The following is a 13,951-nucleotide window of genomic DNA, read 5'->3' on the forward strand; positions in this document are numbered from 1 at the left end:
GACTCGCGGGATGATTAGGGATAAAAAAACCCCATGCAAGCATGGGGTTTATTACGCATCCGTCGTTCGAAGAAGCTTACTTCTGCGGACGCATCGCCGGGAACAGGATGACGTCACGAATGGTGTGGCTGTTGGTAAACAGCATCACCATACGGTCGATACCAATGCCCAGACCCGCAGTTGGCGGCAGGCCGTGTTCCAGCGCGGTGACGTAGTCTTCGTCATAGAACATGGCTTCGTCGTCGCCCGCGTCTTTGGCGCGTACCTGATCGGCAAAGCGCTCTGCCTGATCTTCTGCGTCGTTCAACTCGGAGAAGCCGTTACCGATTTCACGTCCACCAATAAAGAACTCGAAACGATCGGTGATTTCCGGGTTGTCATCATTACGACGCGCCAGCGGTGAAACTTCCGCCGGATATTCGGTGATAAAGGTCGGTTGGATCAGATTTGCTTCTGCGGTTTCTTCAAAGATCTCGGTCACGATACGGCCCAGACCCCAGCCTTTCTCGATCTTGATTCCCAGAGATGTCGCGATGGCCGATGCTTTATCGAAATCGTCGAGATCCGCCACGTTGGTTTCCGGGCGATATTTGCAGATCGCCTCGCGCATGGTCAGCTTCTCAAACGGTTTGCCAAAATCAAACGTCTGATCGCCGTAAGGCACCGTGGTGCTGCCCAGCACGTCTTGCGTCAGGGTGCGGAACAGGCTCTCGGTCAACTCGATGAGATCTTTATAATCGGCATAGGCCATATAAAGTTCCATCATGGTGAATTCCGGGTTGTGACGCGGCGAAACCCCTTCGTTACGGAAGTTACGGTTAATTTCGAACACACGCTCAAAACCACCGACCACCAGACGCTTCAGGTACAGTTCCGGCGCAATACGCAGATACATGTCAATATCCAGCGCATTATGGTGAGTCACAAAAGGACGTGCGGAAGCACCACCGGGGATCACCTGCATCATCGGGGTTTCAACTTCCATAAACCCACGCTCCACCATGAAACGGCGGATACCGGACATGATCTGTGAACGCACGCGGAAGGTGTTGCGCGATTCGTCGTTGGCGATCAGATCCAGATAGCGTTGACGATAACGGGTTTCCTGATCCGCCAGACCGTGGAATTTGTCCGGCAGCGGGCGCAGCGCCTTGGTCAGCAGACGCAGTTCAGTACAATGGATGGAAAGCTCACCGGTCTTGGTTTTGAACACCTTGCCGCGCGCGCCCAGGATATCGCCCAGATCCCATTTTTTGAACTGCTCGTTATAGATGCCTTCCGCCAGATCGTCACGCGCCACGTACAGCTGAATGCGGCCACCCACATCCTGTAACGTCACGAACGAGGCTTTACCCATAATGCGGCGCGTCATCATACGACCCGCCACGGTCACTTCGATGCCCAGCGCTTCCAGCTCTTCGTTTTCTTTATCGTCGTAAGCGGCGTGCAGCGCATCAGAAGTGGAATCACGGCGGAAATCATTAGGAAATGCGATACCGTGTTCACGCAGCGCCGACAGTTTTTCGCGGCGCGCTTTCAATTCGTTGTTCAGATCCAGCGCCTGATCGGCACCCTGTGATTGTGACTCAGCCATGTGACTTGTTATAACCCCGCTTTTAAACTTGCTTCAATAAATCGGTCCAGATCGCCATCCAGCACGGCCTGGGTATTACGCGTTTCCACCCCGGTGCGCAGGTCTTTGATTCGGGAATCATCCAGTACGTAGGAACGAATCTGGCTGCCCCAACCGATATCGGACTTGTTGTCTTCCAGCACCTGCTTCTCAGCGTTTTTCTTTTGCATCTCAAACTCGTACAGCTTCGCTTTCAGCTGTTTCATCGCTTGATCTTTGTTCTTATGCTGTGAACGGTCGTTCTGACACTGGGTAACAATGTTGGTGGGTAAGTGGGTAATACGCACCGCAGATTCGGTACGGTTAACGTGCTGTCCACCAGCACCGGAGGCGCGATACACATCAATTCGCAGATCTGCCGGGTTGATTTCGATATCAATATCGTCATCCACTTCCGGATAGACAAACGCGGAACTGAATGAGGTGTGACGGCGACCACCGGAGTCAAACGGGCTTTTACGCACCAAACGGTGCACCCCGGTTTCGGTACGCAACCAGCCAAAGGCATAGTCACCGATAATCTTGATGGTGGCCGATTTGAGGCCCGCGACTTCCCCTTCAGACTCTTCAATCACTTCAGTCTTAAAGCCTTTGCTCTCGGCCCAACGCAGGTACATGCGCAGCAGCATGCTGGCCCAGTCTTGCGCTTCGGTCCCGCCGGAGCCGGATTGAATATCGAGGTAGCAGTCGGCGCTGTCGTATTCGCCGGAGAACATGCGGCGGAACTCAAGCTGTGCCAGCTTGGCTTCCAGCCCATCCACTTCGGTGATGGTGTCGTTAAACGTCTCTTCGTCGTCCTCTTCCACTGCCAGTTCGAGCAGGCCGGAAACGTCTTCCAGTCCCTGCGTCATCTGATCGATGGTATCGACGATCGCTTCCAGCGAGGAGCGCTCTTTACCCAGCGCTTGTGCGCGCTCAGGTTCATTCCAGACGTCGGGCTGTTCCAGCTCGGCGTTTACTTCTTCCAGGCGTTCTTTCTTGGCATCGTAGTCAAAGATACCCCCTCAGAACAGCTGTCCGGTCAGACAGGTCCTGAATGCGGTTTTTTACCGGATTAATTTCAAACATGATTAGCGTCTTACGTTAGCCGTCAAGCGACGGAGAAAAATGGATATAAACCGGTTATTCTAGCGGAATACACCCCAGGTTTATAGCCGTCTGGCGCAATTTTACCCATACGGACGATGACTCGCTACACCGGCCACAAATGCTGTATCAACAATTGCACGCTGCGTTTACCGCGAAACTCGTTAACTTCAAGGCGGTAGGCCAGTTCCGCCTCGCGAATGCTACTGTCGGGCCAGCAACGGGTATCCACGTTAAACGCGATACCGTCCAGCAGCGGCCCGCCGTTGACCGGCTCCAGCATCAGCTTCAGATGGCGCTCTTTCAACAGCTTCTGCTGCAAGATACGAAAACGCCCGTCAAACGTGGGTTCAGGAAACGCTTGTCCCCACGGCCCGGCATCGCGCAGCATCTCTGCCGTCACCAGATTCAGCTCGGTTTGTATCAGTTCGCCGTCAGACCAGATAACCCCTTCCAGATGTGATTCATCCAGCCACTCGCCGACCAGTTCACCAAAGCGCTCACGGAAAGTATCAAACTGATGTTCTTCCAGCGATAGCCCCGCCGCCATCGCGTGGCCGCCAAATTTAACCATCAGCCCCGGATAGCGGGTGTCCAGTCGCTCCAGCGCATCGCGCAAGTGCAGACCGGGAATCGAACGACCAGAGCCTTTGAGTACCCCTTCGCCCGCCGGTGCAAACGCGATCACCGGGCGATGGAAACGCTCTTTAAGCCGCGATGCTAAAATACCGACCACGCCCTGATGCCATTCGGGATGATACATGGCGATTCCCAGCGGCAGTTGTTCAAGGCCGTGCTCCAGCTTTTCGCACAGTTGCATGGCTTCCGCCTGCATCTCCTGCTCGATTTCACGCCGCGCCAGATTGAGCGCATCAAGATCGCTGGCCTGCATCCGCGCGTCGACGATGTCATCACACAGCAGCAGCGCCACGCCAATCGACATATCATCCAAACGTCCTGCCGCATTGAGACGTGGCCCAATCGCAAAACCCAGATCGCTTGCCACCAGTTGGCTGGCATCGCGGTTGGCGATTTCCAGCAAGGCACGAATGCCTGGGCGACACTTGCCGGCACGAATACGATTCAACCCTTGCGACACCAGAATACGGTTGTTGGCATCAAGTGGCACCACGTCGGCCACCGTGCCTAACGCCACCAAATCGAGCAGTTCGGCCAGTTTCGGTTCCGCCAACCCTTTCTGGCTAAACCAGCCGCTGTCGCGCAGACGCACAAACAGCGCCATCATCAGGTAAAACGTCACACCGACGCCGGCCAGCGATTTGGAAGGAAAGGCGCAGTCGCGCAGATTGGGGTTAATCATGGCATCGGCGGCGGGCAGCGTTTCCCCCGGCAGGTGATGGTCGGTCACCAACACTTGAATACCGCGCTGATGCGCATCATCCACGCCAGCATGGGATGAAATGCCGTTATCCACCGTCAGGATCAGCTCTGCACCCAGCTTCTCGGCCTGCACCACCACTTCCGGGCTCAGGCCATAGCCATCTTCAAAGCGGTTCGGCACCAGATAGGTCACCCGGCTACCGCCCATGCTGCGCAGCGCCAGCACAGCCAGCGCGGTACTGGTCGCGCCGTCGGCATCAAAATCACCGACCACGACGATGCGCCGTTGTTCTGCCAGCGCCTGTTGCAGCAACACCACCGCATCGTCAATGCCATCAAGCAGGCGATAATCAAGCAGGCCGCGCAGGCTGCGATCCAGTTCCTGGCCCTCGGTGACGCCGCGCTGCGCATACAGCCGACGTAGTAACGGAGGAAGCGTTGCGGGAAGCCCAGAGCCTTCCGCCAGAGGACGCCGGCGGAGTATGGTTTTTAATTCCACTTTATTTTCAATTCCACTGCATAACGGAGTGCATCACACGTTATCGCTTTTCAATGGGACAACCTGACTGCGATTTATGCGCCCGGTTTGGCCGCAGCCCGATGTGCGTTCAGCATGGCTAACATCTCTTTGGGTGCCTGATACCCCGGTACCACGGTGCCGTCCTCCAGCACAATCGCGGGTGTACCCTGCACGCCGAACTGAACGCCCAGCTCGTAATGGGCACCGATATCGGTTTTACAGGTTGCCGGGGAGATAGCTTCGCCGCGCGACGCGGCGTCATACGCCTTGTTACGGTTAGCGGTACACCAGATAGACTGCATGTCCTTTTCCGTCGGTGAATTCAGCCCCTGACGCGGGAAAGCCAGATAACGGATGGTGATGCCCAAATCGTTGTAGTCTTTCATCTGCTCGTGCAGTTTGTGGCAGTAACCGCAGGTGATATCAGTGAAAACGGTAATCACATGTTTTTCCTGCGCCGCTTTATAGACGATCATTTGATCCTGCAAGGCATCCAGTTTTCCTTTCAGAATCTGGTTGGTCACGTTCACCGGCGTGCCGCTGTCCAATGCGTAAAGCGGCCCTTGCAGCAGATGTTTGCCATCTTCCGTTACGTAGAGCACACCGCTTTCCGTCAGCACGGTTTTAAGACCAGCGACGGGCGCAGGCTGGATATCCATTTTTTCAATACCCAGTTTGGTCAGTGTCTGTTTAATCGCCGCATCATCGGCGTGTACTGCGCTACTCGTCGCCGCGAGCAGTAAAGAAAGCGCCATTAGCCCTTTTTTCATCGTATTCAGTCCCGTTCATGGTGTATTCCGCCTGTAAAGGGCGCGTTCAGCCGTCTGGCCCTTATGTCGCCTGCAATGTCAGGCGCGCGGATGATGCTGTTGATGCAACTGCTTCAGCCGTTCAGTGGCAACGTGTGTGTAAATTTGCGTTGTTGAAAGATCGCTATGCCCCAACAACATCTGTACGACACGCAAATCAGCCCCGTGGTTCAGCAAGTGCGTAGCGAATGCATGGCGTAAAACATGCGGTGAAAGCTTCTCACTGTCAATGGATGCCAGCACGGCATAGTGTTTGATACGGTGCCAAAAGGTTTGGCGCGTCATCTGCTGCGCTCTCGAGCTTGGAAACAGCACATCAAGCGTTTGTCCGTGCAGCAGCCAGGGCCTGCCGTGCTCAAGGTAGCGCTCCAGCCAATAAATGGCCTCTTCCCCCAGCGGCACCAGCCGTTCTTTATTGCCTTTACCAATCACCCGCACCACGCCCTGGCGCAAACTGACATCTGCGATGGTCAGCCCTACCAGCTCCGAGACGCGCAGCCCGGTGGCATACAGCACCTCAAGCATGGCCTTATCGCGCAGTTCAAGCGGTTCATCGACACAGGGCGCTTGCAGCAACGCATTCACCTGCGCCTCGCTGAGATCTTTGGGCAAGCGCTGGGGCAATTTGGGAGAGGACAATACCGCGCTGGGATCGTCGCTACGCCGTTTTTCCCGATATAAATACTGAAAAAAGCGACGCATGGCACTCAGCAAACGCGCTGAACTGGTCGCTTTGTATCCCCCTTCCACGCGTTCGGCAAGATACGCTTGCAGATCCAGTGCCTGCACCTGCACTAAATCACTGTCAGCATGCTCCAGCCAATCAGCCAGTGCAGTTAAATCTCGCCGGTAAGAGGTCAGCGTGTTATCAGCCAGGTTTCGCTCCAGCCACATAGCTTCAAGAAACTGTTCAATGTGTGCCCGATCCTGTGCTTGCATACGCTTCTCCTCGCTGAACGGCGTGCAGGGTAAAACCCTGTGGTTATTATGCCCGAAGTGACGATAAAAGGGGCAGGATCATCACCTGAATTCGCGCCGCCGATTTTTTATGCAAATTTATTTTATGCTGTGTTATTCGCCGCTCTGCACTACAAAATAGGGTAAAGCATAACTTATCTCACAGGAAGTATTTACAATCGCGCAACTCACCAAAGCAGGCTCTGTAGCCGCTTTTACGCTTTTTGGGCTAGCATTGAAATGCTTTTTTTTCTGTGACTAGAATGACAGTTCTGTCGATAAAAAAAGATAATAGAGTCCTATGCAAGCCACCATCACGCCCACTCTCGATGCAGAGGCGGACGCAGCCCCGGTTAACTCCCGCAGTAAGGTTGTTGTCGCTTCATTGATCGGAACCGCGATCGAATTTTTCGATTTTTATATCTATGCCACTGCCGCGGTGCTGATTTTCCCGCATATCTTCTTCCCGCAGGGCGATCCGACCGCTGCGACGCTACAGTCGCTCGCAACCTTTGCCATTGCCTTTGTGGCTCGCCCGATTGGTTCTGCGCTGTTTGGTCACTTCGGCGACCGCGTCGGCCGTAAGGTGACGCTGGTTGCTTCCCTGCTGACCATGGGGATCTCTACCGTGCTGATCGGCCTGCTGCCGACCTATGACAGCATCGGCATTTTCGCACCGTTGCTGCTGGCGTTGGCGCGTTTTGGTCAGGGCTTGGGTCTGGGCGGTGAATGGGGCGGCGCAGCCTTGCTGGCCACCGAAAACGCACCAGCCCACAAGCGTGCGCTGTATGGCTCATTCCCGCAGTTGGGCGCGCCGATCGGCTTCTTCTTCGCCAATGGCACGTTCCTGCTGCTCTCCTGGCTGTTAAGCGAAGAGCAGTTCATGACCTGGGGATGGCGCGTGCCTTTCGTTGCCTCTGCGGTATTGGTCTTGATCGGCCTGTATGTACGTGTCTCTCTGCACGAAGCGCCGGTGTTTACCAAAGCTATCGAAGCCGGCAAGAAAGTCCGCATCCCGCTGGGAACGCTGCTGAACAAGCATCTGAAAGCCACCATTCTTGGTACCTTTATCATGCTTGCCACCTATACGCTGTTCTACATCATGACGGTCTACTCCATGACCTATGGCACCTCGCCAATCCCCAAAGGGCTGGGTTTCTCGCGTAACAGCTTCCTGTGGATGCTGATGGTAGCGGTTATCGCCTTTGGTCTGCTGATCCCGGTTGCCGGGCTGCTGGCAGATGCCTATGGCCGCCGCAAGACCATGATCGTGGTTACCTGCGGCATGCTGGTGTTCTCGATGCTGTTCCCGTCTCTGTTAGGGTCTGGCAGCCAACCGCTGGTGATGCTGTTTCTGGTGCTGGGACTGGGTCTGATGGGGCTGACTTTTGGCCCGATGGGTGCATTGCTGCCTGAACTGTTCCCCACCGAAGTGCGTTATACCGGGGCCTCGTTCTCCTATAACGTCTCCTCGATTCTGGGAGCATCGGTTGCGCCTTATATCGCGGCCTGGCTGACCGCCAACTACGGGCTGTTCTACGTGGGTGTTTATCTGTTCGCCATGGCGTCCTTAACGCTTATCGCGTTGTTGCTGACCAAAGAAACGCGTCACCAAACGCTCGGTTAAGCCTCACAGGCAAACGTGAAGAGGGGTGAAGGGTAACCTTCACCCTTTTTTTTCTCCTGCGCTTTTTCTCAAACGACTCGCACGCTATACCTCGCCACAAGATTCGGTTAGGCTAATAACAAGTTTGTTTAACACGCTGCAATTGCATATGAAAATTGGTTTGTTCTACGGCTCCAGCACCTGCTACACCGAGATGGCAGCGGAAAAAATTCGCGATATTTTGGGTGAATCGCTGGTCGACCTGCATAACGTGAAAGATGTCGATCCGCAGAAGATGGAAGAGTATGAATTCCTGATTCTGGGTATCCCAACCTGGGATTTCGGTGAGATTCAGGAAGATTGGGAAGCCATTTGGGGACAGCTATCCTCGTTGAAGCTCCAAGGGAGAATCGTTGCGCTGTATGGCATGGGTGACCAGCTAGGCTACGGTGAATGGTTCCTTGATGCGCTCGGTATGTTGCATCAGCAGTTGGCCGCAAGCGGCGCAATCTTTATTGGCTATTGGCCCACCGAAGGCTATGAGTTCACCACCACCAAACCGCTCACGCCGGATGGGAAACACTTTGTCGGGCTGGCGCTTGATGAAGTGAATCAGTATGACCTGAGCGATGAGCGCTTGCAGCAGTGGTGCGAGCAAATTCTACAGGAAATGGCTGAGCAGTTGTAAGCGTCGGGGATACCCCGAGAGACATCAGCCGACAGCGTGCTGTCGGCTGAACCTGAAACTAGTGCACGTCCGGGTTTTCTCCCGCCCACGCGTTACTCTCCAGCAGCAGCTGACGCAAGTGCCGCCATTCCTGCTTATCCATATTGTCAGATGCCAGCCAGAGCCGCTGCCGCCGTTTGCCGTCACTGCGCCGCAGCGACAGCAAGATACCGTTTTTCAACATCCACGGACGGCGGATAATGCGCCAGCGATGCTGCTGCCACTCAATGCTCGCTTTATCCTGCAACACGATTTCGCCGTGACGCGCTTTGATATTACGCTGGCTGCGGATAAACCCGAACACCACCAGTGTCATCAGCGATAACCACAGCACAGCATAACCGTCAGGCCACGGTGCCAGCAGAATCAGCAACAGCAACAGCCCGTGCACCAGCAAAGAAAAGACCTGCATGCGCCAGGAGACGCGTAAATCACAGCGCCACAGGGCCACGATCTTTATTTCGCGTCTGAATAAGAGAGATCATGCGTTTCAGTTCCCCATCTTCCGGCTCACCGTGGTTCATCAACCAGTTGAACAGGTCAGGGTCATCGCACTGCAATAAACGCACAAACGCGCGTTTGTCATCATCGTTCAGCACATCATACTCATGTTCAAAAAAGGGCATGATGGCGATATCCAATTCTCGCATTCCTCGGCGGCACGCCCAGTGAATTCGCGCCTTATTATCGATATCCATTGCTTTTCCTACTTTTTATCGACGCCAATGTGTAGTGTAACTCGGATGTCTAGATAAACACTCAACTAAATGTAACATTTTGACATATTTTAGCGCATATCAGCGTATCGCGCAGAAGGTCATCGATCGCACACGCTCAGTAACGCTTTTAAATATGCTAACTGAAAATCACGGGGGCAATGGCACGAATAACTGCTTGCAAACCCTGCAAGCTCTTTTACCATTAGGCCAAACGCAAACCTTCGCGAGGATGGTTACATGGCAACCCCACTTCCCTTTGCTGCACAAACGGTTAAATCACACGCCATCATGGCCTCGACGCAGCTTCCCGCTACGCTGATCGCCCTTGATGACTGGGCACTGGTGACACTTACCGGCCCGGACACGCGCACTTACCTGCAAGGCCAGGTGACGGCCGATGTTAACGCGTTAGCCCCCGATCAACATGTCCTTTGCGGCCATTGTGATGCCAAAGGCAAAATGTGGAGCGCACTGCGCCTGTTTGCCCACAACGATGGCTTCGCCTATCTGGTACGTCGCAATCTGCGCGATACGCAGTTAAATGAGTTAAAAAAATACGCCGTCTTTGCCAAAACCACTATCGTCGCAGATGACAATCTCCAACTGATCGGCGCTGCGGGAAGCACTATACGCGAACGTTTAGCAGAGGTCTTCTCCACGCTGCCGGACGTTGAACATCCTGTGATCAGTCACCCCTTCGGTACACTGCTGCATTTTGCGCTTCCCGCTGAACGTTTCCTTCTGGTACTGAACCAAGAAGGTACCGCCGCGCTAGGTGCCAAACTGGCAGACAGCGTGCAATGGGCCGACAGTCAACAGTGGCTGGCACTGGATATTGAATCCGCACTGCCGATTATTGACAACGTAAACAGCGCGCAGTTCATCCCGCAAGCAACGAATATACAGGCACTTAACGGCATCAGTTTTAATAAAGGCTGCTACACCGGGCAGGAGATGGTGGCGCGGGCAAAATTCCGCGGTGCCAACAAGCGGGCGCTCTATTGGCTGGCGGGCACTTCACCGCGCGTGCCAGAAGCGGGCGAAGATCTGGAGCTGAAAATGGGTGAAAACTGGCGTCGTACCGGTACGATACTCGCCGCCTGCCGGTTAAGCGATGGCACGCTGTGGGTGCAAGCGGTACTGAATAACGATCTGGAAGCGGATAGCGTGTTGCGCGTGCGCGACGCGGCGGAAAGTCAATTGAGTCTGCAACCGCTGCCTTATTCATTGTCTGAATAATGTCGTCACTGAGCACCGTTTCTGCTTCATCAAGAAACGGTGCCAGAAGGGTATTTCGCGGCTAAACGTAAAGGTAGATCGCCAGAAAATGGCACAGGCTGCCACCCAGCACAAAGCCATGCCAGATGGCGTGGTTATAGGGGATGCGTTTACTCACGTAAAACACCACGCCCAAGGTATACACCGCGCCGCCCACCGCCAGCAAGGTGACGCCAGCCGGTGCCAACACCTGCACCAACTGATAAATCACAATCAGTGACAGCCATCCCATCACCAGATACGTCACCAGCGACAACACTTCAAAACGATGCGCAAAAGCGAGTTTGAACAACACCCCCACCAGCGCCATGCTCCAAATGACAATCATCAAGCCACGCGCCAACGGCGAATCCAGCCCCACCAACAGAAACGGCGTGTAGGTGCCAGCTATCAGCAGATAGATGGCGCAGTGATCGAACCGTTTGAGCCAGGGTTTAGCGCGCGGACTGGGAATCGCATGGTAGAGCGTGGAGGCGAGGAACAGCAGAATAATGGTGCCACCGTACAAACTGTAGCTGGCGATAGCCATGCTCGTCGCGCCATTGTCCACCGCTTGTACCAGCAGCAGCACCAACCCGACAATCCCCAACACCACGCCAGCACCGTGACTGATACTGTTGGCTATCTCTTCCGCCAACGTATAACCGGCATTACTCTCTGATTTCACCATATTCCGTTTTTGCTCCCGGTACGGTTGGCTGTACAAACTTCGCGCAATCTCATCGGGCAGAGTGTAATCGAGAATAGTTTCAGAGTACAAGCGTACGCTGAAACTATTTATCAACCCGGCACGCTACTGGGCTTGAACCGAACCCGGCATTGGCCCCGGTTCCCTTTCGCCGGGAATAACCTCATCAATGCGCTGCATCATGTAGTCATAGAAAGGGTTTGAGGAAAGGCGCAGCAACGTATCCAAATCGAGAATCAGTACGCCACGTTCACCACGAGCGGCAATACGCCCAAGTGGAATACCAAACTCATACGGCGGCGTGGAGAAACGGCCATAAAGCGAATCGCTGTCAGAAAACGGCAGCGCGACGTGCGATAACGAATAGACATCTTCGGGGTAATCCATCCCGAGATCGCGGCGCGTGACTTCCATGCTGCCTGATTTGGTGTCAAAGGCGACCGCCTTGGCGCTTTGTACTGAGGCGTTAGTGATAACCGTGGTGCCGTACAGACGCGGCGTAGGCGGCAGCCATTGTCCAATCGCCGCCGCTGACGCATCCCGCAGTAACAGACCGAAATTGATGGTGCGGTTGACATCAAACAGCACCAAATCATTGTCGTTTTGCGGCAGCAGATTATAGAACGCGCTGATCACCGCCCGCGTGCTGACGGTAAAATCCATCACCGACTGGAAGGTTAAAATCGGCGGCAGCTCCGACAGCCTGCGCTGCCGCGCTTCCTGCTCAAGCTGCGACTGCAACACGCTGGTAAGCAGATAAGACTGGCGCGCACCGTTCACCGGGAACGAGTTGTATTTGAACGGGTTGAATTCCGGCACAATGCCGAGCCAGGCCGCTTTGGCAAACGGCGGAAAAATCGCCGGTAACCCGGCCAAACCGGCAAAACGCGCGTAAGCCGTAATGCCAATCATCGGGGAGATCAGGACCAGACGATCTGCCTTGGGCAGCGCGGGATCGCTGAGCGTATCGAGCGCGTATTTCAGTGTGAGCGCCCCGCCGTTAGAAAAACCAACGATATGCAGCGGTAAGCGTTCTCCCCCGTTCGCGGGTGTAACAAAATGCGCAGCCTCGCGCACTGCTAAACGCGTAGCCGCCAACCAATCTTCCCAACGAACCTTGGTCAACGCGCCGGGCACGGTGCCGTGCGCGGGAATACGCAGCCCGATAGCGACAAAACCGTGCTGACGATAAAGCTCTGCGACATTTCGCATACTGTAGGGCGAGTCGGTCAGCCCGTGCAACAGCACCACCGCCCCTTTGGGCTGACCTTCCGGCATCAGTTCATAAGAGTGGTTCCAGTTGTGGGCGAAGCGACCCGGATAGACGGGGCTGCCGACAAAATAACGGTTTAAGGCGACCTGTTCATCCCTGTCCAGCGTCTGGGTGACTTGCTCGGTTACTTGTTGAAACAAGCGATCCTCATGAGCCAAATACTGCTCCCAGTTGGCACGATCGAGTTGGTCTGGCGTCATCTCTGTCGGCACATAAATATGCCAGGGAGCCAGTGCGGGTCCCCGCTGTGAGTCAAACACCCGAATAACCAGAAACGTCAATGCAATGGCTAACACGATAACAACAACATATTTAATCGTGCGTCGAATGATACGAACAGGCATCATTGCCCCCTTATTATTAGCGCTTTTATTTTGGTTTTTACTTTGCAGAATGCATTGCGCACACTGCGTTGAGGGAAGCCCCGTCAAACTGATTATTTCGTGCCCTGACTATAACGATAGTCGACAATCTACCCGCCCGAAAGGTCTGTTATCAGACGGAACAGTCAGTGCCAAAGGGACATCATCGCGGAATAAAGCGTGTAAATTCTCACCAGCATCCCCTACAATGAGCCGGTTTTGTTTGACTGCGCAGTGTTTGCTACAGCCGCGTTTGACACATCAATGGATGTAAGGTGGTTTTGATGTCCCTGGCTTTACCCACTCTCGAGTTCGGTGCGCTGACCGAAGTAGTTGGTTTCCTGATGGAAATTGATAAGCTAAAAAGCGTACAGCGTCGTTCAAAAATCATCGGTAGTTCCCGTCACGAAGATTCCGCAGAGCACAGTTGGCACTTTGCCGTTGCCGCGATGAGCCTGGCACCTTATGCCAGTCAGGACGTGGATATTCAGCGCGTGATTCAAATGGCCTTGGTACACGATATCGTCGAGATCGACGCTGGCGATGTGATGGTCTACGATCTGAGCGCTCGAGAAGCGATTCAGGCGCAGGAAGAAGCCGCCGCCGTTCGATTGTTTGGCCTGCTGCCCGAGCCACAACACCAACATTTCCTGCAACTGTGGCAGGAATATGAAGCGGGTAACACCGCGAACGCGCGCTTTGCGCTGATGATCGACCGCATTTTACCGATCCTGATGAACCTGCATAACAGTGGGCAAAGCTGGGTCGAAAACGGTATCCGACTGGAGCAAGTAATAGGACGCGCCAGCTTTATCGCCGAGATCAATCCCGAGCTGTGGCGCTATCTGAAAGATCATCTGGAAACGGCGCAGGCCAAAGGGTGGTTGGGGTAATTTTCCGGCTTGCCCGATAAAAGCAGCTCGATAAAAAACCCGCCATTCAGCGGGTTTTC

13 protein-coding genes are annotated in these 13,951 nt (G+C 54.5%); 4 read left to right on the forward strand and 9 right to left on the reverse strand.

Translation table 11 applies throughout. The features are described from left to right. Window positions 1-76: 76 nt before the first annotated feature. The 5 genes from lysS to xerD form a co-directional block, all read right to left on the reverse strand. The gene (gene lysS / locus J5067_RS11550; RefSeq protein ID WP_264651170.1) at window positions 77-1,594 is read right to left on the reverse strand and encodes a lysine--tRNA ligase; all 1,518 of its coding nucleotides are present in this window, start codon (window positions 1,592-1,594) and stop codon (window positions 77-79) included. An 8-nt stretch (window positions 1,595-1,602) separates the two neighbouring features. Further along, window positions 1,603-2,701 (reverse strand): peptide chain release factor 2 gene (prfB, locus tag J5067_RS11555; protein ID WP_222159568.1). Its coding sequence is split into 2 segments (ribosomal slippage): window positions 1,603-2,625 and window positions 2,627-2,701, totalling 1,098 coding nucleotides; the frame shifts between segments, so codons are not numbered across the junction. A 124-nt stretch (window positions 2,702-2,825) separates the two neighbouring features. Continuing rightward, window positions 2,826-4,559 (reverse strand): single-stranded-DNA-specific exonuclease RecJ, encoded by a 1,734-nt coding sequence (recJ, locus tag J5067_RS11560; RefSeq protein ID WP_264651171.1) that lies wholly within the window; start codon window positions 4,557-4,559, stop codon window positions 2,826-2,828. Between the two features lie 74 nt (window positions 4,560-4,633). Beyond that, the gene (gene dsbC, locus J5067_RS11565) at window positions 4,634-5,350 is read right to left on the reverse strand and encodes a bifunctional protein-disulfide isomerase/oxidoreductase DsbC (RefSeq protein ID WP_264644098.1); all 717 of its coding nucleotides are present in this window, start codon (window positions 5,348-5,350) and stop codon (window positions 4,634-4,636) included. A 78-nt stretch (window positions 5,351-5,428) separates the two neighbouring features. Then, a complete protein-coding gene (xerD, locus tag J5067_RS11570; RefSeq protein ID WP_264651172.1) occupies window positions 5,429-6,328 on the reverse strand; it encodes a site-specific tyrosine recombinase XerD in 900 nt (299 codons plus the stop codon). 319 nt (window positions 6,329-6,647) lie between these two features. Between xerD and J5067_RS11575 the strand changes: the two genes are divergently transcribed. Both J5067_RS11575 and fldB read left to right on the forward strand, forming a co-directional pair. Next, window positions 6,648-7,973 (forward strand): MFS transporter, encoded by a 1,326-nt coding sequence (locus J5067_RS11575; protein WP_264651173.1) that lies wholly within the window; start codon window positions 6,648-6,650, stop codon window positions 7,971-7,973. 148 nt (window positions 7,974-8,121) lie between these two features. Then, complete coding sequence (gene fldB, locus J5067_RS11580) at window positions 8,122-8,640, forward strand: flavodoxin FldB (RefSeq protein ID WP_264644095.1); 519 nt, start codon at window positions 8,122-8,124, stop codon at window positions 8,638-8,640. A gap of 58 nt (window positions 8,641-8,698) precedes the next feature. Here the strand turns inward: fldB and J5067_RS11585 are convergent, their stop codons facing one another. After that, on the reverse strand, window positions 8,699-9,130 hold the full coding sequence (locus J5067_RS11585; RefSeq protein WP_264644094.1) for a protein YgfX: 432 nt from the start codon (window positions 9,128-9,130) through the stop codon (window positions 8,699-8,701). Continuing rightward, window positions 9,111-9,377 carry an FAD assembly factor SdhE gene (sdhE, locus tag J5067_RS11590; protein WP_196907542.1) on the reverse strand — a complete coding sequence of 89 codons (267 nt, stop codon included), beginning with the start codon at window positions 9,375-9,377 and terminating at the stop codon, window positions 9,111-9,113. Before sdhE ends, J5067_RS11585 begins: the two co-directional genes overlap by 20 nt. A 258-nt stretch (window positions 9,378-9,635) precedes the next feature. Here sdhE and ygfZ point away from each other — a divergent pair, with 258 nt between their 5' ends. After that, window positions 9,636-10,637 (forward strand): tRNA-modifying protein YgfZ, encoded by a 1,002-nt coding sequence (ygfZ, locus tag J5067_RS11595; RefSeq protein WP_264651174.1) that lies wholly within the window; start codon window positions 9,636-9,638, stop codon window positions 10,635-10,637. Between the two features lie 61 nt (window positions 10,638-10,698). Here ygfZ and J5067_RS11600 read toward each other — a convergent pair whose 3' ends face one another. After that, window positions 10,699-11,346, reverse strand: a complete 648-nt coding sequence (locus tag J5067_RS11600; protein WP_264651175.1) for a hemolysin III family protein — start codon at window positions 11,344-11,346, stop codon at window positions 10,699-10,701. Between the two features lie 123 nt (window positions 11,347-11,469). After that, window positions 11,470-12,981 (reverse strand): carboxylesterase, encoded by a 1,512-nt coding sequence (locus tag J5067_RS11605; RefSeq protein WP_264644091.1) that lies wholly within the window; start codon window positions 12,979-12,981, stop codon window positions 11,470-11,472. Between the two features lie 302 nt (window positions 12,982-13,283). On the opposite strand from J5067_RS11605, the gene J5067_RS11610 reads away from it, so the two are divergent. Further along, entirely contained in the window at window positions 13,284-13,892 is a 609-nt protein-coding gene (locus tag J5067_RS11610; RefSeq protein WP_264651176.1) for an HD domain-containing protein, read from the forward strand. The last annotated feature ends 59 nt before the right edge of the window (window positions 13,893-13,951 follow it).

The sequence above is a fragment of the Candidatus Symbiopectobacterium sp. NZEC151 genome, from assembly GCF_025962655.1.
In the GTDB taxonomy this organism is placed as follows: Bacteria; Pseudomonadota; Gammaproteobacteria; order Enterobacterales; family Enterobacteriaceae; genus Symbiopectobacterium.

Bases quoted from the DNA above. Each gene is read 5' to 3' on its own strand.
- lysS (WP_264651170.1), bottom strand. From the start codon at position 1,594: ATGGCTGAGTCACAATCACAGGGTGCCGATCAGGCGCTGGATCTGAAC.
- dsbC (WP_264644098.1), bottom strand. From the start codon at position 5,350: ATGAAAAAAGGGCTAATGGCGCTTTCTTTACTGCTCGCGGCGACGAGT.
- xerD (WP_264651172.1), bottom strand. From the start codon at position 6,328: ATGCAAGCACAGGATCGGGCACACATTGAACAGTTTCTTGAAGCTATG.
- J5067_RS11575 (WP_264651173.1), top strand. From the start codon at position 6,648: ATGCAAGCCACCATCACGCCCACTCTCGATGCAGAGGCGGACGCAGCC.
- fldB (WP_264644095.1), top strand. From the start codon at position 8,122: ATGAAAATTGGTTTGTTCTACGGCTCCAGCACCTGCTACACCGAGATG.
- sdhE (WP_196907542.1), bottom strand. From the start codon at position 9,377: ATGGATATCGATAATAAGGCGCGAATTCACTGGGCGTGCCGCCGAGGA.
- ygfZ (WP_264651174.1), top strand. From the start codon at position 9,636: ATGGCAACCCCACTTCCCTTTGCTGCACAAACGGTTAAATCACACGCC.
- J5067_RS11600 (WP_264651175.1), bottom strand. From the start codon at position 11,346: ATGGTGAAATCAGAGAGTAATGCCGGTTATACGTTGGCGGAAGAGATA.
- J5067_RS11605 (WP_264644091.1), bottom strand. From the start codon at position 12,981: ATGCCTGTTCGTATCATTCGACGCACGATTAAATATGTTGTTGTTATC.
- J5067_RS11610 (WP_264651176.1), top strand. From the start codon at position 13,284: ATGTCCCTGGCTTTACCCACTCTCGAGTTCGGTGCGCTGACCGAAGTA.